A 22,198-nucleotide genomic window follows, 5' to 3' on the forward strand; every position below is an offset into this window, starting at 1 on the left:
TGTCCCGGGCGTTGAGGACAGAAGCTGTCCGCAAGGGCTCGTAGCGTGTGAGTGTCGGTCGGGGCCACGGGGGCGCCGGCCCAAGACTCCGGGACGGTCAGAATGGTCACCCACGTGTCCGAGACGCACGGCGACGAGCGCGGCACCCTCCTCGGCTTCGTCGAGGCCCAGCGCGGCGCGATCCGCCGCACCCTGCTCGGCCTGACCGAGGAGCAGGCGGCGAGCCGGCCGAGCGCCAGCGAGCTCTCCCTCTCCGGTCTGGCCAAGCACGTCGCCGAGACGGAGCTGAACTGGCTGCGGATGGCGCAGCGGCGGCCCAACGAGAAGGCGCGCACCCAGGAGACCTGGGGCGACAGCTTCCGCCTCGTCGGCGAGGAGACCGTGGCCGAAGTGCTCGCGTTCTGGGACGGGGTCGCCGCCGAGACCGAGAAGTTCATCCGGTCGGTGCCGGACCTCGACGACTCCTTCCCGCTGCCCGAGGCCCCGTGGTTCCCGAAGGACGAGGAGGTCTCCATGCGGTGGCTGCTGGTCCACCTGGTCGAGGAGATCGCCCGGCACGCGGGTCACGCCGACATCATCCGCGAGTCCCTGGACGGCAAGACCGCCTTCGAGCTGATCGCCGAGAGCCGCAAGTAGAGCAGGCTTGTGGGCCGTTCAGTGGTGGAACGATGTTCCGGCATTCTTGTCGCGGCTCAGCGGGTGTGCTTGTTCCCTGAGTTCGGGCAGGAGTGACCGCAGGTCCTCCAGCAGGAGTTCGGCGAGGTCGGACGAGAAGCCGTTGCGGCAGACGAACCGCAGCACCGACAGATCCTGCCGGTTGGCCGGGAAGGTGTACGCGGGCACCAGCCAGCCGCGCTCGCGAAGCCGTCGGGAGACGTCGAAGACGTCGTACGCCTTCACGTCCGGCGTGGTCGTCACGGCGAAGACCGGGAGTTCGTCGCCCCGGGTGAGGAGGTGGAAGTCGCCCAGGGCCTCGATCCGTTCCGCGAGGCCCCGCGCCACGTCCCGCGAGGTCTGCTGGACGGCGCGGTAGCCTTCCCGGCCCAGCCGCAGGAAGGTGTAGTACTGCGCGACGACCTGGGCGCCGGGCCGGGAGAAGTTCAGCGCGAAGGTGGGCATGTCGCCGCCGAGGTAGTTGACCCGGAAGACGAGCTCCTCGGGGAGGTCCTCGGGCGTACGCCAGAGCGCCCAGCCGACGCCGGGGTAGACCAGGCCGTACTTGTGGCCCGAGGTGTTGATCGAGGCCACGCGGGGGAGCCGGAAGTCCCACACCAGGTCATCGTCGACGAACGGGGCGATCATGGCGCCCGAGGCGCCGTCGACGTGGACCGGGATGTCGAGGCCGGTGCGTTCTTGGAGGGCGTCCAGCGCCTCGCAGATGCCGGCGATCGGCTCGTAGGAGCCGTCGAAGGTGGAACCGAGGATGCCGACGACCCCGATGGTGTTCTCGTCGCAGAGGTCGGCGGCCGCCTGCGGGTCGATGTGGAAGCGCTCGCCCTCCATGGGGACGAGCCGGGCCTCCACCTCCCAGAAGTTGCAGAACTTCTCCCAGCACACCTGCACGTTGACGCCCATCACCAGGTTGGGCCGCGCGGTGGCCGGATAGCGGTCGGGGTTCTTCGCCGCCCAGCGCCGCTTCAGCGCGAGACCGGCGAGCATGCAGGCCTCGCTGGAGCCGGTCGTGGAGCAGCCCACGGCGTTGGTGGGGTCGGGGGCGTTCCACAGGTCGGCGAGCATCGCGACACACCGGCGCTCCAGCTCGGCGGTGCGCGGGTACTCGTCCTTGTCGATCATGTTCTTGTCCCGGCACTCCGCCATCAGCACCCCGGCCTGGGGTTCCATCCAGGTGGTGACGAAGGTGGCGAGGTTGAGCCGGGAGTTGCCGTCGAGCATCAGCTCGTCGTGGACGAGCCCGTACGCGGTGGACGGCGGGAGCGGACCGTCCGGGAGCCGGTGCGTCGGCGGCGCCGAGGTCATGCCCGCCGTCGGATCGGCTTCTCCGAAGAAGGGGTTGAGGGCCAGCTTGCGGCCCTTGCGGGAGTCGTCGCTGCCGTGTGATCCCTTGTGGAGCGCCATGCGCCGTACGTCCTCTCGGTTTGCGGCCCCCGGGGGCCGGCTCCCGTCGTGTCCGTTCGCCGGGGTCAGCCCTCGGCGGCGAGTCCCGCCTTGATGGCCCGGGTGAACTTCACGACCCGCTCGGCCTGCACACGCGCCGCCGTCAGCGTCTGCTCGCCGACAGGGATGTCGCCCTGACCGGCCACGTGCGAGGTGCCGTACGGGTTGCCGTCGACGAACTTCGACGGGTCGGTGTACCCGGGGGCGACGAGGATGCCGCCGAAGTGGTGGATGGTGTTGTAGAGCGCGAGCAGCGTGGACTCCTGGCCGCCGTGCGCGGTGGCGCTGGAGGTGAAGCCGCTGTAGACCTTGTCGGCCAGCGCACCGGCCTGCCAGAGCCCGCCGAGGGTGTCGATGAACTGCTTGAGCTGGGCGGCGAGGTTCCCGTACCGGGTCGGCGAACCGAAGATCACCGCGTCGGCCCAGACGATGTCGTCGGCGACGACCTCCGCGATGTCGGCGGTGGCCCGTACGTTCGCGGCCCAGGCGGGGTTGGAGTCGATGGCGGCCTGCGGGGCGAGCTCGGCCGCCCTGCGCAGCCGTACGTCGGCGCCGGCCTTCTCCGCGTCCTCGGCGAGGGCCTTGGCGATCGTCGCGATGGTGCCGGTCGAGGAGTAGTAGACGACGGCGACATTGACGGGCGTGGACATACGAGATCCTCCGGGCTTCGGGTGACGCGGGCCGTACGGCGTGGAGTTCTCGTGCGGCTCCGAGAGGCCGTACGCATGTGACGATACGGACAAATAGCCCATTCGGCACGTCCGGTGGGGCGGGGCCGGGGCCGGTGCCGGGGCGGTTCGGGCGGGCCGGGCGCACGGCCCGCCCCGCCGCTCACCGCAGCGCCGTACCGTCCTCGCGCAACTGCATCTGGGGCCGCCCGGTCACCAGCAGCCACGCGGGGAGCGTCGCCACGCAGAGCACCGGCAGCACCGTCATGTCGCTCACCAGGACCGCGGCGGTGAAGAGGCTGAGCCAGCCCTGCCGGGTGACGGCGAGGAGCAGGCCCAGTACCGCGCAGGCGACGGCGAGCGCGGGCGGCACCGCGTCGACCAGCGCGTGCGCGCAGAGCCCCAGGGCCGCCCCGGCGAAGACCGCGGGGAAGATCCGGCCGCCCCGGAAGCCGCAGGTGGCGGCCACCACCAGCGCCGCCATCTTCACCACCGCCATCGTCCCGAACTCCCCGGCCGACCAGCCGTCGGGCGACGCGGCCAGCTCCTTGACCTCCTCCAGACCTTTGAAGAGGGTCAGATGGCCGCCCAGCGCCCCCAGCAGCCCCAGTACGAGCCCGCCGACGGCGAGGGAGAGCACGGGGTGCCGCAGTGCCTTGAAGGCCCGGTGCGTCCACGGTGCGGCCAGTACCCCGGCCATGCCCAGCGCCGCTCCCGCCGAGGCGATCACCAGTGCGGCGAGCAGGTCGCCCCAGCCGGTGTGGGTGTAGTCGGGCAGCGAGAGGTCGAAGCTGGGGTGCTCGGCCAGCGACATGGTCAGCGCCCCCGCCGTACCCGCCGCGAGCGGGCCGAAGAGGCGGTCCCAGAGCGCCCCGGGGCCGGGCTGGGAGGCGAGGACCTCGGAGAGGATCAGGGCGGCGGCGACCGGGGTGCCGAACAGGGCGCCGATCGTGCCCGCCGCGGCGAGCCCCACCCAGAGCTCGACCGGTGAGCCGGGGGCGACCCGCCGGCCCAGCCAGAAGGCGAGCGCGATGTTCGCCTCCGTGATCGGGTTCTCCGGCCCGAGACTCACCCCGCCCGCCAGCGCCAGCACGGTGACCAGGAGCAGCCCCGGTACGACCCCGGGGGAGAGCGGGGCGCCGACCAGTCCCATGGTGGCCGGATCGGGGCCCGCGTGGCCGTGCACCAGGTGGACGGTGATGCCCACCGCGACACCGGTCGCGGTGAGCATGACGATCATCCAGAGCGAGGAGAACCGGCCGATCCCGAGCGCGTCCGGGAGGCTCTCCCAGAGCACGTCCTGGAACCGTTCGGCCAGCAGGCTCACCCCGAGCAGGATCAGCGCCGAGGCGACGCCCACCACCAGCGCCGGCAGCACGACGGGCAGCAGCCGCCGGGCGGGAGTGGGGGCGGGTTCCGGGACGTGACCGGCGGGGGCCGCGGGGCCCGGTGCGTCCGGGGAGCCGGGGGAGCCGGGAGAGGGGCGCGACGCGGGGGAGGGAGCCACCGGCTCACCCTATCCACGCACATGCCGCGCAACGTGCATATGGCGCATGACCCGCATAGCGCGCATAGCCCGCACGGCTGGTCCCGGGCGGCTCCCCGCCCGGCCCGTCACAGCTCGCTGATCACCGCGGCCGTCCCGTACGCGCAGACCTCGGTGCCCACGTCCGCCGCCTCGGAGACGTCGAAGCGCATCATCAGCACCGCGTTGGCGCCGCGCGCCCTCGCCTGCTCGACGAGGCGCTCCATCGCCTCGTTGCGGGTCTCGACCAGGGTCTTGGTCAGGCCCTTCAGCTCGCCGCCGATCATCGACTTCAGCCCGGCGCCGATCTGGCTGCCCAGGTGGCGGGAGCGCACGGTCAGCCCGAACACCTCGCCGATCACCCGGGTCACCTGGTGTCCGGGCACGTCGTTCGTGGTGACGACGAGCACGTCCGCGTGGTCGCTCTGGCCGCCGCCGTAATCCTCGATGCCCATGGGTGACACCTCCTGGGGTCCAGCTTTGCCCCGGTTGGTGTCGTGCGCACGCTCACTGCGCCCACTGGAACCCGGAGCACCTCCGGGGCGTTGATAGCTTGGGGCGCCACGCAGCCGCCCATCGAACGATCCTGGAGCCCGGACCCTTGAATACGCTTGCGCTCGGCCCGAGCTGGCTGGACCCGGACTATCTGATCAACACCTTCGGACTCCCCGGTGTCCTCCTCATCGTGTTCGCCGAGTCCGGACTGCTGATCGGGTTCTTCCTGCCCGGCGACTCCATCCTGTTCACCACGGGCCTGCTGGTCACCACCGGGCAGCTCCGCTACCCGCTCTGGCTGGTCTGCGTGCTGATCGGGATCGCCGCGATCGTCGGGGACCAGGTCGGTTACCTCTTCGGCCGGAAGGTGGGCCCGGCCCTCTTCAACCGGCCGGACTCCAGGCTCTTCAAGCAGGAGAACGTCGAGAAGGCGCACGAGTTCTTCGAGAAGTACGGTCCGAAGTCGCTGATCCTCGCCCGCTTCGTGCCGGTGGTCCGCACCTTCACGCCGATCATCGCCGGTGTCAGCCGGATGAACTACCGCTCGTTCCTCATCTTCAACATCATCGGCGGCGTCCTCTGGGGCGTCGGCGTGACCGTGCTCGGAGCGGTGCTCGGCAAGATCGAGTTCGTGCACGAGAACATCGAGGCGATGCTCGTCCTGATCGTGCTCATCTCCGTGGTGCCGATCGCGATCGAGTTCCTCCGGGCCCGCTCCAAGGCGAAGAAGGCCGCTGCGGCCCGCGACGAGGACGACGACGACCACACCCCCGGCGGCGGCCCGGCCGCCGGCCGCCGCGGCCGTCACGCCAAGCGCTGACGCCCGCCCGCCCACCCGCACACGGCGTACGGCGCCCCTCCCGGTCACGGGACGGGCGCCGTACGCGTGTACGGGGTGGGCGAGACCCCGCGAAGCTCCGGGCCGCCTCAGAAGCCGCGGGTGCGCTTGGCGGCCCTGCGGCCCGCGCCCGCGCCCGTCTCCAGTCCCGGTACCCGCATGAAGAGCCGGGAGATCTCGCTCCCGAGGTTCACCCCGATCGCGATGGCCAGGGCCGTGGCCACCGCCGTGGAGAGCGACGCGAGTCCCCGGTCCAGCTCGCCCTGGGCCACGCCGAGCAGCCCGAAGTACGTCGCCGAACCGGGCAGCAGCGGGCCGATGGCCGCCGTGATGAACGGCAGCGAAGAGGTGTAGCGGTAGCGCGAGAAGAGCTGGCCGAACAGGCCCACCAGCCCGGCCGCCACTGCCGTCGCCGCGACCGGCGAGAGCTCGCCGGTGCGGGCCATCGCCCCGTAGATGATCCAGGCGACCCCGCCGTTCAGGGTGACCGCGAGCACGGTGGACCGCTCCTGCTGGAGCAGGATCGCGAACGCCAGGCTCAGCGCCATCGACACCAGGATCTGGAGCACCGGCCGGTCGTGGGCGACGAAACGTTCCTCCGGATTGAGTGTCGCGCCCAGCTGGAGCCCCAGATAGAGCACCACCAGCACCCCGACCACGATCCCGATGAAGAAGTACATGACCTCCAGCAGGCGCGCGGCGGCGGTGATGTAGTAGCCGGTCAGCCCGTCCTGCACGCCCGCCACCAGGGCCCGCCCGGGCAGCAGCGCGAAGAGACCACCGGTGATCACCGCGGACGGTCGCACATCCGACCAGTGGGTGAGCGTCAGCGCCACCCCGAGTGCGGCGGGCGGCATCGCGGCGACGGTGAACTGGTAGAACTCCGGCAGCCCGCGCCCCGCGCAGAGCCAGGCCAGCCGGTCGCCGAGCATCGCGCCCGCCGCCGCCACGAAGAACACCACCACGCCACCGCCGACCAGCACCGAGGCCGCCCCGGCGAGCAGCCCGGCCGCAGCCGTGAGCGCCCAGCCGGGGAAGGGGTGGCGGTTGCGGCGGATCTCCGCCAGCCGCCGGTACGCCTCCTCCAGGGAGACGTCCACGTCCTCCGTGGTGATGTCGTCGATCAGCCGGAAGACGGCCGCCAGCCGGTTGTAGTCGGTGCCCCGGCGGCGCACCGTCCGGCTCGCCGTGACCGGGTCCTCGACCAGCGAGGGCTGGTGCGAGATCGAGAGCAGCGTGAAGGTGACGGTGGGCTCGCACCGGTCGAGGCCGTACGAACGCGTCACCGCGAACATCGCGGCCTCCACGTCCTCGGCCCCCTCGCCCCCGGCCAGCAGCAGCTCGCCGATACGGAGCGTCAGGTCGAGCACCCTCGGCACGGCCGGCCCCGAGTCGTCCGTCCGCTGGACGCTCTCCGCCGCGGGCCGCTCGGTGACCGGCATCCGGAGCATCGTGCGCATCCGGTCCTGCCAGGGAGCCTCCTTGGTCAGCCGGACCATCGGAATGCCCTGCGCCGGGGTGAAGGCGGGTGTCTGGCTCGCGTCGTACACCCGCGGAGGGGTGAAGGCCGAGGCGCCGGTGTCCGAGTCGGAGAGGTTCCTGCCCGCCCGGCCCGGACCGGAAGCGGAACCCGGCCCACCCGGCTCCGGCTGCACCCCGGCCGGTACCGCGAACTCCGAGGTCGGCTGGTCGTCTTCGAGCGGCAGCGTGGGCTGCTCCACCCCGGCGGGCGCGGTGAACGCACTGTGCGCCTCGTCGGACTGGGGCTTCTGGTCCTCCGGACCGCCCTGTTCCGCCACTGCCTGACCTCGCTCTTCCTGGCCCGATGAGTCCTGGCCGCACTCCTGCCCAGTATGGGCACGGTCAAGGGACCCGCACGCGAAACGGGCGGCACACCGATGAGGTGTACCGCCCGTCCACGCTGTCCTCGGTCCGTCACGGGGACCCTCGGGTCACCGTGACGTCCCCGGTCCCGCGACCGTACGGAAGCGGAACCGGAAGGGGCCGTGGGCCCCGGGAGAGGGACCGCGTCAGTGCGCGCCGCCCTGGTCCTGCAGACGCTTGTACGAGGCCTCGATCTCGGCCTCGGCCGCGGCGCGGTTGACCCAGTCGGCGCCCTCGACGGACTTGCCGGGCTCCAGGTCCTTGTAGACCTCGAAGAAGTGCTGGATCTCCAGGCGGTCGAACTCCGACACGTGCTGGATGTCCTGCAGGTGCTCGACGCGCGGGTCCGAGGCGGGGACGCACAGCAGCTTGTCGTCGCCGCCGGCCTCGTCCGTCATGCGGAACATGCCGATGGCGCGGCACTTGATGAGGCATCCGGGGAACGTCGGCTCGTCCAGGATGACCAGCGCGTCCAGCGGGTCGCCGTCCTCGCCGAGGGTGTTCTCGACGAAGCCGTAGTCGGCCGGGTAGCTGGTCGAGGTGAAGAGTCGACGGTCCAGGCGGATCCGACCGGTCTCGTGGTCCACCTCGTACTTGTTCCGCGAACCCTTCGGGATCTCGATGGTGACGTCGAACTCCACGGGTGGCTCCTCCATGATCAACACATACGACTGGTGGTTAAGTGTCCCCCACGCAGATGTGTGCTCGCGAAAGGGGCTGGTCAACGGTGGCCGAGCCGGTGGATGAACCGTCGCAGGAACCGTCGGACCCCTGGGGCAAGCTGAAGGGCCTGGCCGGAAAACCGGCCCTGCCGGGCAACTGGCGGCTCGTCGCAGGCTCCGCGGTCGTCGGCCTGGTGGTCGCCGCCGGCGCCGTGTTCGCCGCCGGCCCCTGGGACAACGGTCAGCGTAAGGCCGAACGCGCCCGCGCCGCCGACCAGGGCCGGACAGGTGACACAGCTCACCGGAGTTCCGCGGCGGGCCCCGCCGAGCCCGCTCCGGCCCCCAGCGCCGCCGCGGTGCTCGCCGCACTGGGTACCGGCACCGGTCCCGCGGCGGCCGGGACGGCGCTCGCGCCGGCCAAGGCGCTGGACCCGTTGATGAAGGCGTCCGCGCTCGGCACCCGTACGACGGCGGTCGTCGTCGACACCGCCACCGGCAAGCAGATCTACGCCCGCGCCGCCGGCACGCCGATGACCCCGGCCTCGACCATCAAGCTCGCCACCACGGTCGCCGCGCTCTCCGCGCTCGGCCCCGACCACCGCATCGACACCACCGTGCGCGCCTCTCCCGACCTGCGCGCCGTCACCCTGGTCGGCGGCGGCGACCCCACCCTGGACGAGGCCGGGCTGCGCGCGCTGGCCCGGTCCACCGCGAAGGCCCTGACGGACCGGAAGGTGCGGAAGGTCGCACTGTCGTACGACGCCTCCGCCTACTCCGGGCCCTCCCGCCACCCCATCGGCCCCAACGACAACATCGCCCCGGTCAGCGCGCTGATGGTCCGCGAGGGCCGCCTCGACACGAGCGACCACGGGCCCGCCGCACGCTCCGGCGACCCCGCCGCCGACGCCGCCCGCACCTTCGCCGGATACCTGAAGGACGCGGGCGTCACCACGACGGGCGAACCGCGCTCCCACCGTCCCGCCGCCAAGGCGACCACCCTCGCCACCCACCGCTCCGAGCCGCTCTCCGCGCTGGTCGAACGCACCCTCACCAACAGCGACAACGACCTAGCCGAGGCCCTCGCCCGGCAGACCGCCCTCGGCGCCGGGCGCCCGGCCAGCTTCGCCGGAGCCCGCGGCGCGGTCACCGCCCAGCTGAAGAAGATCGGCATGCCGGTCACCGGCGCCCGGCTCGGCGACGGCAGCGGACTCGACCGGAACGACAAGGTGTCCGCCGCCCTGCTCGCGGGCCTGCTCGCCCGCGCCGCCGACCCCGCCCACCCCGAGCTGCGCCCCGTTCTCACCGGACTGCCGGTGGCCGGCTTCAGCGGCACCCTCGTCGGCCGGTACGGCGAGAAGTCGGGCGGTGCCGGACTCGTACGGGCCAAGACGGGCACCCTCACCGGCGTCAACGCCCTGGCCGGCACCGTCGTGGACGCCGGTGGACGGCTGCTCTCCTTCGCCTTCCTCACCTCCGGCACCACCTCTCCCGGCGACGCCGAGAAGGCCCTCGACGACCTCGCCACCGCCCTGGCCGGCAGCGCGGGTTAGGACCTCGACGCCCCACCACGGGGGCGCCGCCTCACGTACGGTTGACGCATGACGAGCATCGGTGGTGCCGAGATGGTCGACTGGAATCTCGCGGTGGCGACCGCGACCCGGCTCGTACGGCCGGGTCCCGAGATCGACCGCGAGGAGGCGCGTGCCGTCGTCGCGGAGCTGCGCCGCCACGCCAAGGCCTCGGAAGAGCACGTCCGTTCCTTCACCCGGATGATCCCCGAGGGCCCCGGGGCCCCCGTCCCCGCCGACACCCCCGTCCTCGTCGTGGACCGGGCCGGCTGGATCAAGGCCAACGTCGCCGGGTTCCGCGAACTCCTGCGCCCGCTGCTCGCCAAGATGCAGGAGCGGCGCGGCAGCGGACCCGGCCAGAGCGTCGTCGGGGCCCTCGGCGGCAAGGTGACCGGCGTCGAACTCGGCATGCTGCTGTCCTTCCTCGCCTCCCGCGTGCTCGGCCAGTACGAGACCTTCGCCCCCGCGAGCCGCGAGCTGCCCGCCCTCGACCAGGGCGGCGGCCGGCTGCTCCTCGTCGCCCCGAACATCGTCCACGTCGAACGCGAACTCGACGTGGACCCGCACGACTTCCGGCTCTGGGTGGCCCTCCACGAGGAGACCCACCGCACCCAGTTCACCGGGGTGCCGTGGCTCCGCGACCACCTCCGGGGCGAGATCCAGTCCTTCCTGGACGAGACCGACGTGGACCCCGCCACCTTCGTGGACCAGCTGCGCGAGGCCGTGCAGTCGCTCGTCGGCGGGCGGCCCGAGGGAGAGCGGGGCGAGGGCGGCGGACGCAGCCTCGTCGAACTCGTCCAGACCCCCGCCCAGCGCGAGATCCTCGGCCGGCTCACCGCCGTGATGTCCCTGCTGGAGGGGCACGCCGACTTCGTCATGGACGGTGTCGGACCCGACGTGGTCCCCTCGGTCGCCGAGATCCGCGAGAAGTTCCAGCAGCGCCGGGCGCGCGGCGCGGGCCGCCTCGACCTGGCCCTGCGCAAACTGCTCGGCATGGACGCGAAGCTCCGTCAGTACCGCGACGGGGAGCGGTTCGTGAGCGCCGTGGTCGCCGAGGTCGGCATGGACGGGTTCAACCGGGTGTGGACCTCGCCCAACACCCTCCCGACGAAGGCCGAGATCGCCAGCCCCGCCGACTGGGTCGCGCGCGTGCACCGTAAGGCAGATTCGTGATCTTGACGGAGCCCATGGCCGGATAAAGGTCCACCAATCACCCATCCGAGGGACCATGAGGGCATGGGAAGCCGTGCAATGCTCGATGAACAGCTTGCCTCTGTCACCATCGACGCACTCTGAGTGACGCCGGGGAGGGCACGTCGCCGTCCCACCGCTCGGAGGTACCTCCCAGAACTCCAGAAGGGCACCGGACATGGGTCCCCATCCTGCGGTCGCGGCGATACGCCTGGCGGTCCGCCGCGTACTCCACGACGTACTCACCGAACACACCCTCCGTGCCGGCCAGGGTCTCCACCCCGGCCGTCCCGGAAACCACCTCCTCGCCGAAGCCGGCGGAGCCGGACGGACGGCCTTCGCCGAACGGCCCGCCGTCCCGCCCCGGCCCCTCGTCCTGGTGGCCTGCTCCGGCGGCGCCGACTCCATGGCGCTCGCCTCGGCCCTCGCCTTCGAGGCCCGCAAACTCGACGTACGGGCCGGCGGCATCACCGTCGACCACAACCTCCAGACCGGCAGCGGACTGCGCGCCGCCGAGGTCGTCACCCGGCTGACCGCCATGGACCTCGACCCCGTCGAGGCCGTCGCCGTCCACGTCGGACGCGAAGGCGGCCCCGAGGCCGCCGCCCGCGACGCCCGCTACGCCGCGCTCGACGCCGCCGCCGAGCGCCACGGCGCCGTCACGATCCTGCTCGGGCACACCCGTGACGACCAGGCCGAGACGGTGCTGCTCGGGCTCGCCCGGGGCTCCGGCATCCGCTCGCTCTCCGGCATGGCCGCCGCCTCCGGGCCGGCCGGCCGCTACCGCCGCCCCTTCCTCCAGCTCGACCGCCAGACCGTCCGCAAGGCCTGCCTCGTCCAGTCCCTCCCCGTCTGGGACGACCCGCACAACGCCGACCCCGCCTACACCCGCTCCCGCCTCCGCCACGAGGGCCTGCCCGCCCTGGAGAAAGCCCTCGGCAAGGGCGTCGTCGAGGCACTCGCCCGTACGGCCCAGCTCTCCCGGGACGACGCCGACGCCCTGGACGGCTGGGCCGCCGAGGCCGAGCGCGCCGTACGCGACGACGACGGCGAGCTGGACTGCGCCAAGCTCTGGGCGCTGCCGCCCGCCGTACGCCGCCGGGTGCTGCGCCGCGCCGTCATCGAGGCGGGTGCCCCGGCCGGTTCGCTCTTCGCCCGGCACGTCGAGGAAGTGGACCGGCTCATCACCGGCTGGCGGGGCCAGCGCGCCCTCAACCTGCCCGGCCGCGTCGAAGCCCGGCGTCAGGGTGGCAGACTGGTCATCCGGCAGAGCTGAAGAGCAAGCGGCTGAAGTGCAGGCGAGACGGCCGGCCGGGCCCGGGTGACACGTACCGGGCCGGGCGGGCTAAGAAAGAGACGCGGGTGAACGAGAAGGACATGGGCAGCGACCTTCAGTCGGTGCTCCTCACGAAGGAACAGATCGACGCGAAGCTCGTCGAGCTGGCCGCGAAGATCGACGCGGAGTACGCGGGCAAGGATCTGCTCCTCGTCGGGGTCCTCAAGGGCGCGGTGATGGTCATGGCCGACCTGGCCCGCGCGCTCTCCACCCCCGCCACCATGGACTGGATGGCCGTCTCCTCGTACGGCGCGGGCACCCAGTCCTCCGGTGTCGTCCGCATCCTCAAGGATCTGGACACCGACATCAAGGGCAAGCACGTCCTGATCGTCGAGGACATCATCGACTCCGGGCTGACGCTCTCCTGGCTGCTCTCCAACCTGGGTTCGCGCGAGCCGGCGAGCCTGGAGGTCTGCACCCTGCTGCGCAAGCCGGACGCCGCCAAGGTCGCGATCGACGTGAAGTGGATCGGCTTCGACATCCCCAACGAGTTCGTCGTCGGCTACGGGCTGGACTACGCGGAGAAGTACCGCAACCTCCCGTTCGTCGGCACCCTCGCCCCGCACGTCTACGGCGGCTGAGAGCCCGTCGGGAGGCTGAGAGCCCGTCGGGAGAAGGCCCCCGCCGCACGGCGGCCGGGGCCGTTCCCGGAACACGGGGGCGCCGGGAACCCTTACCGCGCTCCCGCCGTTGAAGGTCTCGAATAAGGGTTTCCGGTACGTCCTCGGCGGTCGAAGGCCACAATGCTGGGGTACGGTCCGAAGAGCATTCTCAATCTCACAGCAGCATTTACCTACGGGCAGGAGGGACGGGGCGACTTCGCTCCGTATGGATGGACGTGAAGCGATACTTCCGTGGGCCGGTCATGTGGATCGTGCTGGCCGTCCTCGCCGTGGTCGTGTTGATGCAGGTCGTCGGCTCGTCCGGCGGCTACAAGACGGTGGACACCGCCAAGGTGGTCCAGGCGATCAGCAAGAACCAGGTGGAGTCGGCCAAGCTGACCACCGGTGACCAACAAATCCTCAAGATCGAGCTGAAGGACGGCCAGAAGCTCAAGGGCGAGTCCGGCAGCAAGTTCCAGGCCAGCTACATCGGCAGCCAGGGCGTCGACCTCGCCGACACGCTGCAGCAGAAGTTCGAGAGCGGTGACATCGAGAAGGGTTACACCGTCTCGCCGTCGAAGCAGTCGCCGTTCCTCTCGATCCTGCTGTCGCTCCTGCCCTTCGTCCTCATCGTGGTCATCTTCCTGTTCCTGATGAACCAGATGCAGGGTGGCGGCTCCAAGGTCATGCAGTTCGGCAAGTCCAAGGCCAAGCTGATCACCAAGGACACGCCGAAGACGACGTTCGCCGACGTGGCGGGCTCGGACGAGGCCGTCGAAGAGCTCCAGGAGATCAAGGAGTTCCTCCAGGAGCCGGCGAAGTTCCAGGCCGTCGGCGCCAAGATCCCGAAGGGCGTCCTGCTCTACGGGCCGCCCGGTACGGGCAAAACGCTGCTCGCACGCGCCGTCGCCGGCGAAGCGGGCGTGCCGTTCTACTCGATCTCCGGCTCCGACTTCGTCGAGATGTTCGTCGGTGTCGGTGCCTCCCGGGTCCGTGACCTCTTCGAGCAGGCCAAGGCGAACGCCCCGGCGATCGTCTTCGTCGACGAGATCGACGCCGTCGGCCGGCACCGCGGTGCCGGTATGGGCGGCGGTCACGACGAGCGCGAGCAGACGCTCAACCAGCTGCTCGTCGAGATGGACGGCTTCGACGTCAAGGGCGGCGTGATCCTGATCGCCGCGACCAACCGGCCGGACATCCTCGACCCCGCGCTGCTGCGCCCGGGCCGGTTCGACCGTCAGATCGCCGTGGACCGCCCGGACATGCTGGGGCGCCTGGAGATCCTCAAGGTGCACAAGAAGGGCAAGCCGGTCACCGACGACGTCGACCTGAACGCCGTCGCCCGACGTACCCCCGGCTTCACCGGCGCCGACCTGGCGAACGTGCTGAACGAAGCGGCGCTCCTCACGGCGCGCGGCAACAAGAAGCTGATCGACAACTCCACCCTGGACGAGGCGATCGACCGCGTCGTGGCCGGACCGCAGAAGCGGACCCGGATCATGTCCGAGAAGGAGAAGAAGATCACCGCGTACCACGAGGGCGGACACGCCCTGGTCGCGGCGGCTTCCCCCCAGTCGGACCCGGTGCACAAGATCACGATCCTCTCCCGCGGCCGCGCCCTCGGTTACACGATGGTGCTCCCGGAGGAGGACAAGTACTCCACGACGCGCAACGAGATGCTCGACCAGCTCGCGTACATGCTGGGCGGGCGCGCGGCCGAGGAGCTGGTCTTCCACGACCCGACCACCGGTGCCGCCAACGACATCGAGAAGGCCAGTGCCACGGCCCGCGCGATGGTGACGCAGTACGGCATGACCGAGCGGCTCGGCGCGATCAAGTTCGGCGGTGACAACACCGAGCCCTTCGTGGGCCGCGAGATGGGTCACCAGCGCGACTACTCGGAAGAGGTCGCCGCGCTCGTCGACGAAGAGGTCAAGAAGCTCATCGAGACCGCGCACAACGAGGCGTGGGAGATCCTGGTCGAGAACCGCGACATCCTCGACACCCTGGTCCTCCAGCTCCTGGAGAAGGAGACCCTGGGCAAGGAGGAGATCGCGGAGATCTTCGCCCCGATCGTGAAGCGCCCGGCCCGCCCGGCGTGGACCGGTTCCGCCCGGCGCACCCCGTCGACGCGTCCGCCGGTGCTCTCACCGAAGGAACTCGCGCTGACCAACGGCTCGGCCGGTGCCAACGGCTCGGTGGCTTCCTCGGACGCCGCCCCGGCCAAGGACCTCTCCTCGGAGGACCGTCCGGAGAGCTGAACCCATTGCGACCAGGTGTGACGGCCCTCACCCGCCGCCCACCCGCACCGGAATGGATGCCGCGCCCCCCAGGTTTTAGCCTGTGGGGGCGCGGCTTTTCGTTGGGCCGTGAAGGCACCGCGCAGCCGGCGCGCAGAGGAACGAGGCACAGATGACCGACCCGGTGACGCTGGACGGCGCGCACGTGAACGGCCCGTATGGCGAGTTCGACGAGAAGCGGGCCGAGGCTGCCGTGCGCGAGCTGCTGATAGCGGTGGGCGAGGACCCGGACCGCGAGGGGCTCCTGGAGACTCCGGGGCGCGTCGCGCGGGCGTACCGGGAGATCTTCGCCGGACTCTTCCAGGAGGCCCGGGACGTCCTGACGACCACGTTCGACCTGGGGCACGACGAGATGGTCCTGGTGAAGGACATCGAGGTCTTCTCCACCTGTGAGCACCACCTGGTGCCATTCCGCGGGGTCGCGCACGTGGGGTACATCCCGGCGACCTCGGGGAAGATCACCGGGCTCTCCAAGCTGGCCCGGCTGGTGGACGTCTACGCCCGTCGTCCGCAGGTGCAGGAGCGGCTGACCACGCAGATCGCCGAGTCCCTGATGGAGATCCTGGAGCCGCGCGGCGTCATCGTCGTCATCGAGTGCGAGCACATGTGCATGTCGATGCGCGGCATCCGCAAGCCCGGCGCGAAGACGATCACCTCGGCGGTGCGCGGGCAGCTCCGCGATCCGGCGACGCGGGCCGAGGCGATGAGCCTCATCATGGCGCGCTGACCCGGTACTCCTCCACGGCCGCGAGCCTGCGGGGCGACCCTCAGGCCGCGGCCACGCTCGTGTCGTCGTCGTGGTCCTCGGGGAGCTTGCAGACGTGCTCCAGGAAGAGCGCGGCGGCGATGACGGCGAAGGACGCCACCACCGCGGCGCCCGCGTAGATCGCCTGGTCGCGACGGGGAGCCAGGTCCAGATAACTCAGCAGGAACACCGCCGTGCCGCCGTACATCCCGGCGACCAGCGCGGCCACCAGGGCGCTGGCCTGGCCGAACACGAGGGCCCTGGCCGCCATCAGCGGTTCGACGCCCTTGGCCCCGGGGCGGCGCTCGCGCTGGGCGCGGAGCCGGGAGCGCAGCGAGAGGGCCGTCGCCAGCAGGATCGCGGCGATGGCCGCGAGGACGATCGGCGCGGCCAGCGGGACGCTCGGCAGGGTGCCGAGGGTGTCCCAGAGGCGGGCGGCCGCCCAGGACAGCACGCCCGCGGCGGCGAAGAGGCCGGCCAGCACTCGGAGCCGTAGTTGCTTCACCGGTCACGCCGCCCTTCGCCGCCCGCGTTCCGTCCCGCGGTCATGTCTGCCCTGAGCCTAACGACTGAGGACGGTCCCGTGATCCCGCGTACCCGCCGGGGGCGTGCGTACCCCGCCCCCGGGGGTGGAGGTCACTCGGGCAGGCGGAGTTCCAGGTCGGCCCGGGGCAGCACGCCGTCCCGGCCGATCGCGGCCAGCAGCCCGGCGACCGGACCGGCGCCCGGCAGCTGCGCCTCGGGGTCCACGTCGTGCCAGGGCGCGAGGACGAAGGCCCGCTCGCCGGCGCGGGGGTGCGGCAGGGTGAGGTGCGGGTCGTCGGAGACCACGTCGGCGTAGGCGACGATGTCGACGTCGATGGTGCGGGGGCCCCAGCGCTCCTCGCGGACCCGGTCGAAGGCCTCCTCGATGGCCTGGCCGCGCTCCAGCAGCGAGGACGGCGGCAGCGTCGTCTTCACCACGACCACCGCGTTGAAGTACGAGGGCTGGGAGCCGGGCTCCACGCCCCAGGGCTCCGTCTCGTACACCGGGGAGACCGCTTTGACCCGGACGCCGGGGGTGTCCTCCAGGGCGTCGATGGCGCCCTGGAGGGTCTCCAGGCGGTTGCCCAGGTTGGAGCCGAGGGAGATCACGGCCCGCTTGGGGTTGGAGAGGGTGATGTCGGCGTCGTCCACCTGCTGGACGACCGAGGCCGGCACCGGCTGGACAGTGGGATCGCTCTGCCCGCGGGCGGAAAATGCTGTCATGCTCGGCTCCGGATGATGGTGATGGTCACGTCGTCGAAGGGGACCGTGATCGGGGCGTCCGGCTTGTGGACGACCACCTCGACCTCGTGGACCCCCTCGTGCTGGAGACACTGCTGGGCGATGCGTTCGGCGAGGGTCTCGATGAGATCGACCGGCTCGCCCTCGACGATGGCGACGACCTCTTCCGCGACGATGCCGTAGTGCACGGTCCGCGAGAGATCGTCGGCGGCGGCGGCCGCCCGGGTGTCCAGGCTCAGGGCCAGGTCCACGATGAAGGTCTGGCCCTCTTCGCGTTCCCGGGGAAAGACGCCATGGTGTCCACGGGCCTTGAGGCCGCGCAGCGCGACACGATCCACGCGAATCACTCCTGCTGTTGTTGGTCCACGAGGCGCGGAGACCTTCCTTTCGGAGGGTGCCGGGCCCGCGTGCCCGGCATGCCGGCACCGCGCCCCGGCGAAGACGCCTTCTTCCGAATCTACCCGCGAGCACCGACAGAGCGGGCCCTCGGGTGTCTTCGGCGGCCGCCCGGCGCGGGGTGCCCGCCGCGCCCTCGGGCGCTGGTGTCCGCGTATACCCGCTGTCCGGGGGCCTCAATCCCCGCCGCTCCTGTGTGATCCCCGCGGCCCCCGGGTGCCCGCGTGCCGGATCAGGCCGGGGACTCCGGCCCGGGTTCGTCGTCGGATTCGGTGAGCACGGGCGACCCGTGGTGGGACCAGAGCTTCCAGCCGTCCGGGGTGCGCCGGAACACGTTGGTCGCGACGACCAGCTGGCCCACCAGGGGGCCGACGGTGTCGTCGCCCTCGGCGGGGCCGCCGCTGAGGATGTTCTCCGTGCAGTTGACCAGGGCGGTGTCCCCGGTCATGGCGACGTCCACGTCGGTCAGGATGAACTGGATGTACTCGGTGTTCGCCATGATGAGCGCGTAGCTGCGCAGCACGTCGCCGCGGCCCCGGAGCACCGGCCAGCCGGGGTGGACGCAGGAGACCGTGAGGTCCTCGCCGGGCAGCCAGCGGTCGGCGAGACGTTCGTAGTCGCCGCTCTCCATCGCCTCGTAGAAGTCGGTGTTCGCCTGTTCGACGGCGGCTACGTCAGCCGCCGCGTCCGTGGCGTCGGGGGCGCCAGGGGCGTCGGGGGCGTCGTCCCCGGAGCCCGCGGGCGGCGTGGTCACGCGGCTCCTTCGACGGCGCGGCACACGCGTACGGCGTCGGCGCTGGCCCGGACCTCGTGGACCCGGACGGCCCAGGCACCGGCCCGGGCGGAGAGGGTGGAGACCGCGGCGGTCGCCGCGTCGCGCTCCCGGGCCGGGGGCGGGGTGCCGTCCGGACCGGCCAGGGTCTTACCCAGGAACCGCTTCCGGGACGCGGCCACCAGTAGCGGCCGGCCGAGGCCGTGCAGCGCGTCCAGGTGCGCGACGAGCGCCAGGTCCTGGGCGGTGTCCTTGGCGAAGCCGAGCCCCGGGTCGATCACGATCCGCTCGGGTGCCACCCCGCCCGCGACCACCGCGTCCATGCGTTCCCGCAGCTCGGCGACGACTTCGCCGACCACGTCCGCGTAGACGGCCCGGGCGTTCATGGACTCGCTGAAGCCGCGCCAGTGCATCACGACGAACGGCGCGCCGGTCTCGGCGACCACCCGGACCATGTCCGGGTCGGCCAGACCGCCGCTGACGTCGTTCACCAGCACTCCGCCGGCCGCGACGGCCTGCTCGGCGACCCGGGCCCGCATGGTGTCCACGGAGACCACGGCGCCCTCGGCGACCAGGCCCCGGACGACGGGCACCACCCGGCGCAACTCCTCGTCCTCGTCGACCCGGCTCGCGCCGGGGCGTGTCGACTCACCGCCGACGTCGATCAGGTCCGCGCCGTCGGCCATCAGGGCCAGTCCGCGTTTGATCGCGGCCGTGGTGTCGAACCACCGGCCTCCGTCGGAGAAGGAGTCCGGGGTCACATTGACGACACCCATGACCGCACAGCGATCCCACTCCGGCAGGCCCTCGACCGTGCCCCGTCCGCGCAACGTACTCATACGTCCAGCGTAAGGGGCTCGGCACCGGCCGCCTCGCGGGCGGAGGGGCCGGTGGCCGGGCGGGGAGGGCGCGGCGGTCCCCGCCCGGGCCGGGAGGGGAGGGCCGGCGGACCTGGCGGAGGAGGTCAGCGGGCAGGCCGCCCCGCCTCCGTGACGGTCTCCAGCGCCACCTCGGACCGGGTGCGGTCCACCGCGTCGGCGCCGATCGAGCGGCGCAGCGCCTCGTGGAGCCGGCCGGGAGTGAGGGCGCCGAGGTAGCGGCCCGAATCCTCGTCGTCGACGACGGCGATCCATCCCGCGTCGTGCTGGAGCATCGCGGCGAGGGCCTGGCGGAGCGGTGCGCCGAGCGGGAGACGGGCGTCCATGGGACGCAGCCCGTCGCGGACGGTGACGTCCTTGCCGGGGGCCGGTTCCGCCCCGGCGGGCAGCCAGCCCAGCGGACGGTCCTGTTCGTCCAGCACCACCGCCCACCCGGCGCCCCGGCCGGCGATCCGCGCGACGGCGTCCCGGAGCGGTTCGCCGGGGCGGACGACCGGGGGCAGATCGAGGTCGGCCTCCTCGACGGGGGTGACCGAGAGCCGCTTCAGGCCGCGGTCGGCGCCGACGAAGTCCGCGACGTACGGGGTGGCGGGGGCGCCGAGCACCCGGGCGGGGGTGTCGAACTGCTCGATCCGGCCCTGCCCGTAGACGGCGATCCGGTCGCCGAGGCGGACGGCCTCCTCGATGTCGTGGGTGACGAAGAGGACGGTCTTGCGCACCCGCTCCTGGAGCCCCAGGAACTCGTTCTGCAGGTGCTCGCGGACCACCGGGTCGACCGCGCCGAACGGTTCGTCCATCAGCAGGACCGGCGGGTCCGCGGCCAGCGCCCGTGCCACGCCGACGCGTTGGCGCTGCCCGCCGGAAAGCTGCTCGGGGTAGCGGTCGCCGTGCACGGACGGGTCGAGGCCGACCAGATCCAGCAGCTCCGCCGCCCGCTCCCGGGCCTTCGCGCGTTTCCATCCGAGGAGATGGGGAACGGTGGCGGTGTTCTCCAGGACCGTCCTGTGCGGGAAGAGGCCCACTTGCTGGATCACATAGCCGATGCGCCGGCGGAGTTGGACCGGATCGATCGCGGATATGTCCTCGCCGTCGAGGTACACGCGTCCCTCGGTCGGCTCGATGAGCCGGTTCACCATCTTCATGGTGGTCGTCTTGCCGCATCCTGACGGGCCCACGAGCGTGACGAGTTCGCCCTCGGCCACCTCGAAGGAGAGTGAGTCGACGGCCGTCGTGCCGTCGGCGTACCGCTTGGTGACGTTCTCGAACCGGATCATGGTTTCCCCTTGTGGCACGCCCTTTGTGACGGGCGTGTTGCTGGAACGGGACGGCCTCCGTGCGGGCCCGTGGACGAGGATAGGCTCGCCGCCGTGCCCGGCGCCGGAAGGCCCGGGAAGGGTCCGTACCCGGAAGTCGGGGCGGTACGGGGGACGGGGAGGTGGGGACGGATGGCCGGGGCGAACTGCCTGGTGACGAACGACTGGATCTGCGGCGAGTACCTGCGCACCCGCAGCCAGGAGTTGACGGACGCGACCGTCCAGCACGTCTGGATCACCGCCGTGTCGGTGGCGATCGGGCTGGTGATCGCCTTCCCGCTGGCTCTTCTCGCCCGCCGCGGGCGGCGTTTCGCCGGTGCGGTCCTCGGGGTGACCACGGTGATCTACACCGTGCCCTCGCTGGCGATGTTCTCGCTCCTGCTGCCCGTGTTCGGGCTGTCCGCCTCGCTGGTGGTCACCGGACTGGTGCTGTACTCGCTGACCATCCTCGTACGGAACATCCTGGCCGGGCTCGAAGCGGTGCCCGAGGAGGCCAAGGAGGCCGCGCGCGGCATGGGGTACGGCCCCGCCCGGCTCCTCTGGGAGGTCGAGATCCCCCTCGCGCTGCCCGCGCTGATGGCCGGTCTGCGGATCGCCTCGGTCTCCACCGTGGCGCTCACCACGGTCGGTTCGCTCGTCGGCAAGGGCGGACTCGGCAACCTCATCCGGGACGCGCTGCCCAGCCTCTTCAAGGCCCAGGTGCTGGCGGCCTCGGTGCTGTGCGTGCTGCTGGCGGTCGGGGCCGACCTGCTGCTGCTCGGTGTGCAGCGGTGGCTGACGCCTTGGACCCGGGTGCGGTCGGGCGCCCGGGCCCAGGCGCCGGCGGTGTCCCCCGCACCGGCACCCGCGCCGGTCCCGGAGACCGCGACGAAGGAAGTGGGCTGAGCCGTGGGAGTCGTCGCGGACGCCTGGACCTGGCTGGTCACGGGCTCCAACTGGTCGGGGCCGGACGGTGCGGCGCACCGCCTGGCCGAACACCTCTGGGTCAGCGGGCTCGCGCTCCTGGTGGCCTGCGCGCTCGCCCTGCCCCTCGGGCTCCGGCTCGGCCACCTCGGCCGGGGCGGCGCGCTCGCCATCAACATCTCCAACGTGGGCCGGGCGGTGCCCGTCTTCGCGGTGCTCGCGCTCTTCATGCTCACCCCGCTGCGCAACTCCGGGTACGTGCCGACGGTGATCGCGCTGGTGCTCTTCGCGGTGCCGCCGCTGCTGACCAACACCTACGTCGGAATGACCGGGGTGGACCGCGCGGTGGTGGAGGCGGCCCGGGGCATGGGGATGTCCGGGGCACAGGTCTTCCTCCGGGTGGAACTGCCGCTCGCCCACCCCATGATCATGTCCGGGCTGCGGTCCGCCGCCGTGCAGGTGGTGGCCACCGCCTCCATCGCGGCGATGGCCGGGCTCGGCGGGCTCGGACGTGTCATCACCGCCGGGTTCAACCGGTACGACACCGCGCAGGTCTTCGCGGGAGCGGTCTTGGTCGCGCTGCTCGCCCTGGTGGTGGAGGGCGTACTGCTGGCGCTCGACCGGCTGCTGTCGCCGCTGCGGCGGCGCGGGCGCCGCGCGTGAGCGGCCCCGGACGGCCCGCTCCCCCTCATCGGCTTCATCAGCCGAACCAGACTTGTCAGACTCATCAGCCCCAAGTGT

The 22,198-nt window shown here is 71.9% G+C and carries 22 protein-coding genes; 10 read left to right on the forward strand and 12 right to left on the reverse strand.

Annotated elements, in window-relative coordinates; all coding sequences use genetic code 11:
• The first annotated feature begins 102 nt into the window (after positions 1-102).
• Complete coding sequence (locus OHA55_RS17420; RefSeq protein ID WP_266707335.1) at positions 103-636, forward strand: DinB family protein; 534 nt, start codon at positions 103-105, stop codon at positions 634-636.
• 18 nt (positions 637-654) lie between these two features.
• Here OHA55_RS17420 and OHA55_RS17425 read toward each other — a convergent pair whose 3' ends face one another.
• From OHA55_RS17425 to OHA55_RS17440, 4 genes are all read right to left on the reverse strand, one after another.
• Entirely contained in the window at positions 655-2,076 is a 1,422-nt protein-coding gene (locus OHA55_RS17425) for a glutamate decarboxylase (RefSeq protein WP_266707336.1), read from the reverse strand.
• Between the two features lie 65 nt (positions 2,077-2,141).
• Positions 2,142-2,765: an NAD(P)H:quinone oxidoreductase gene (wrbA, locus tag OHA55_RS17430; protein ID WP_266707338.1), complete on the reverse strand. Its 624-nt coding sequence runs from the start codon at positions 2,763-2,765 to the stop codon at positions 2,142-2,144.
• Between the two features lie 181 nt (positions 2,766-2,946).
• Positions 2,947-4,173 (reverse strand): ion channel protein, encoded by a 1,227-nt coding sequence (locus tag OHA55_RS17435; RefSeq protein ID WP_266710742.1) that lies wholly within the window; start codon positions 4,171-4,173, stop codon positions 2,947-2,949.
• Between the two features lie 224 nt (positions 4,174-4,397).
• Entirely contained in the window at positions 4,398-4,763 is a 366-nt protein-coding gene (locus OHA55_RS17440) for a YbjQ family protein (protein WP_266707340.1), read from the reverse strand.
• 146 nt (positions 4,764-4,909) lie between these two features.
• On the opposite strand from OHA55_RS17440, the gene OHA55_RS17445 reads away from it, so the two are divergent.
• Positions 4,910-5,623, forward strand: coding sequence for a DedA family protein (locus tag OHA55_RS17445; protein ID WP_266707342.1), 714 nt, complete (start codon positions 4,910-4,912; stop codon positions 5,621-5,623).
• A 107-nt stretch (positions 5,624-5,730) separates the two neighbouring features.
• Here OHA55_RS17445 and OHA55_RS17450 read toward each other — a convergent pair whose 3' ends face one another.
• Both OHA55_RS17450 and OHA55_RS17455 read right to left on the reverse strand, forming a co-directional pair.
• Positions 5,731-7,440 carry a threonine/serine exporter ThrE family protein gene (locus tag OHA55_RS17450; RefSeq protein ID WP_266707344.1) on the reverse strand — a complete coding sequence of 570 codons (1,710 nt, stop codon included), beginning with the start codon at positions 7,438-7,440 and terminating at the stop codon, positions 5,731-5,733.
• Positions 7,441-7,671: 231 nt separating this feature from the next.
• On the reverse strand, positions 7,672-8,166 hold the full coding sequence (locus tag OHA55_RS17455) for an inorganic diphosphatase (protein ID WP_266710744.1): 495 nt from the start codon (positions 8,164-8,166) through the stop codon (positions 7,672-7,674).
• Positions 8,167-8,252: 86 nt separating this feature from the next.
• Here OHA55_RS17455 and dacB point away from each other — a divergent pair, with 86 nt between their 5' ends.
• The 6 genes from dacB to folE all read left to right on the forward strand — a co-directional run bounded on the left by dacB (position 8,253) and on the right by folE (position 15,911).
• On the forward strand, positions 8,253-9,737 hold the full coding sequence (gene dacB, locus OHA55_RS17460) for a D-alanyl-D-alanine carboxypeptidase/D-alanyl-D-alanine-endopeptidase (protein WP_266707346.1): 1,485 nt from the start codon (positions 8,253-8,255) through the stop codon (positions 9,735-9,737).
• 48 nt (positions 9,738-9,785) lie between these two features.
• Positions 9,786-10,928 carry a zinc-dependent metalloprotease gene (locus OHA55_RS17465; protein WP_266707347.1) on the forward strand — a complete coding sequence of 381 codons (1,143 nt, stop codon included), beginning with the start codon at positions 9,786-9,788 and terminating at the stop codon, positions 10,926-10,928.
• 196 nt (positions 10,929-11,124) lie between these two features.
• Positions 11,125-12,222 carry a tRNA lysidine(34) synthetase TilS gene (tilS, locus tag OHA55_RS17470; RefSeq protein ID WP_266707349.1) on the forward strand — a complete coding sequence of 366 codons (1,098 nt, stop codon included), beginning with the start codon at positions 11,125-11,127 and terminating at the stop codon, positions 12,220-12,222.
• A gap of 101 nt (positions 12,223-12,323) precedes the next feature.
• Entirely contained in the window at positions 12,324-12,863 is a 540-nt protein-coding gene (hpt, locus tag OHA55_RS17475) for a hypoxanthine phosphoribosyltransferase (protein WP_266710746.1), read from the forward strand.
• 251 nt (positions 12,864-13,114) lie between these two features.
• Complete coding sequence (gene ftsH / locus OHA55_RS17480; protein WP_266707350.1) at positions 13,115-15,145, forward strand: ATP-dependent zinc metalloprotease FtsH; 2,031 nt, start codon at positions 13,115-13,117, stop codon at positions 15,143-15,145.
• Positions 15,146-15,296: 151 nt separating this feature from the next.
• Complete coding sequence (folE, locus tag OHA55_RS17485) at positions 15,297-15,911, forward strand: GTP cyclohydrolase I FolE (RefSeq protein ID WP_266707352.1); 615 nt, start codon at positions 15,297-15,299, stop codon at positions 15,909-15,911.
• 40 nt (positions 15,912-15,951) lie between these two features.
• Here the strand turns inward: folE and OHA55_RS17490 are convergent, their stop codons facing one another.
• From OHA55_RS17490 to OHA55_RS17515, 6 genes are all read right to left on the reverse strand, one after another.
• Positions 15,952-16,434, reverse strand: a complete 483-nt coding sequence (locus OHA55_RS17490) for a DUF3180 domain-containing protein (protein ID WP_266707354.1) — start codon at positions 16,432-16,434, stop codon at positions 15,952-15,954.
• Between the two features lie 131 nt (positions 16,435-16,565).
• Positions 16,566-17,177: a 2-amino-4-hydroxy-6-hydroxymethyldihydropteridine diphosphokinase gene (gene folK / locus OHA55_RS17495; RefSeq protein ID WP_266707356.1), complete on the reverse strand. Its 612-nt coding sequence runs from the start codon at positions 17,175-17,177 to the stop codon at positions 16,566-16,568.
• Positions 17,174-17,533, reverse strand: coding sequence for a dihydroneopterin aldolase (gene folB, locus OHA55_RS17500; RefSeq protein WP_266707358.1), 360 nt, complete (start codon positions 17,531-17,533; stop codon positions 17,174-17,176). The genes folK and folB overlap by 4 nt, the downstream gene beginning before the upstream one ends.
• A gap of 290 nt (positions 17,534-17,823) precedes the next feature.
• Positions 17,824-18,345 carry a nuclear transport factor 2 family protein gene (locus tag OHA55_RS17505; RefSeq protein ID WP_266707360.1) on the reverse strand — a complete coding sequence of 174 codons (522 nt, stop codon included), beginning with the start codon at positions 18,343-18,345 and terminating at the stop codon, positions 17,824-17,826.
• A complete protein-coding gene (gene folP, locus OHA55_RS17510; protein ID WP_266707362.1) occupies positions 18,342-19,202 on the reverse strand; it encodes a dihydropteroate synthase in 861 nt (286 codons plus the stop codon). The genes OHA55_RS17505 and folP overlap by 4 nt, the downstream gene beginning before the upstream one ends.
• A 125-nt stretch (positions 19,203-19,327) precedes the next feature.
• Positions 19,328-20,515, reverse strand: a complete 1,188-nt coding sequence (locus OHA55_RS17515; RefSeq protein WP_266707364.1) for an ABC transporter ATP-binding protein — start codon at positions 20,513-20,515, stop codon at positions 19,328-19,330.
• 171 nt (positions 20,516-20,686) lie between these two features.
• Here OHA55_RS17515 and OHA55_RS17520 point away from each other — a divergent pair, with 171 nt between their 5' ends.
• Both OHA55_RS17520 and OHA55_RS17525 read left to right on the forward strand, forming a co-directional pair.
• Complete coding sequence (locus tag OHA55_RS17520; protein ID WP_266707366.1) at positions 20,687-21,439, forward strand: ABC transporter permease; 753 nt, start codon at positions 20,687-20,689, stop codon at positions 21,437-21,439.
• 3 nt (positions 21,440-21,442) lie between these two features.
• Positions 21,443-22,120: an ABC transporter permease gene (locus tag OHA55_RS17525; RefSeq protein WP_266707368.1), complete on the forward strand. Its 678-nt coding sequence runs from the start codon at positions 21,443-21,445 to the stop codon at positions 22,118-22,120.
• Positions 22,121-22,198 lie beyond the last annotated feature (78 nt).

The sequence above is a fragment of the Streptomyces sp. NBC_00102 genome, assembly GCF_026343115.1.
In the GTDB taxonomy this organism is placed as follows: domain Bacteria; phylum Actinomycetota; class Actinomycetes; order Streptomycetales; family Streptomycetaceae; genus Streptomyces.

Coding starts and splice junctions, on each gene's coding strand:
- OHA55_RS17515 (WP_266707364.1), bottom strand. CDS start 20,515: ATGATCCGGTTCGAGAACGTCACCAAGCGGTACGCCGACGGCACGACG.
- OHA55_RS17425 (WP_266707336.1), bottom strand. CDS start 2,076: ATGGCGCTCCACAAGGGATCACACGGCAGCGACGACTCCCGCAAGGGC.
- OHA55_RS17420 (WP_266707335.1), top strand. CDS start 103: ATGGTCACCCACGTGTCCGAGACGCACGGCGACGAGCGCGGCACCCTC.
- folK (WP_266707356.1), bottom strand. CDS start 17,177: ATGACAGCATTTTCCGCCCGCGGGCAGAGCGATCCCACTGTCCAGCCG.
- tilS (WP_266707349.1), top strand. CDS start 11,125: ATGGGTCCCCATCCTGCGGTCGCGGCGATACGCCTGGCGGTCCGCCGC.
- OHA55_RS17440 (WP_266707340.1), bottom strand. CDS start 4,763: ATGGGCATCGAGGATTACGGCGGCGGCCAGAGCGACCACGCGGACGTG.
- folE (WP_266707352.1), top strand. CDS start 15,297: ATGACCGACCCGGTGACGCTGGACGGCGCGCACGTGAACGGCCCGTAT.
- ftsH (WP_266707350.1), top strand. CDS start 13,115: ATGGACGTGAAGCGATACTTCCGTGGGCCGGTCATGTGGATCGTGCTG.
- wrbA (WP_266707338.1), bottom strand. CDS start 2,765: ATGTCCACGCCCGTCAATGTCGCCGTCGTCTACTACTCCTCGACCGGC.
- hpt (WP_266710746.1), top strand. CDS start 12,324: ATGGGCAGCGACCTTCAGTCGGTGCTCCTCACGAAGGAACAGATCGAC.
- OHA55_RS17465 (WP_266707347.1), top strand. CDS start 9,786: ATGACGAGCATCGGTGGTGCCGAGATGGTCGACTGGAATCTCGCGGTG.
- folP (WP_266707362.1), bottom strand. CDS start 19,202: ATGAGTACGTTGCGCGGACGGGGCACGGTCGAGGGCCTGCCGGAGTGG.
- OHA55_RS17520 (WP_266707366.1), top strand. CDS start 20,687: ATGGCCGGGGCGAACTGCCTGGTGACGAACGACTGGATCTGCGGCGAG.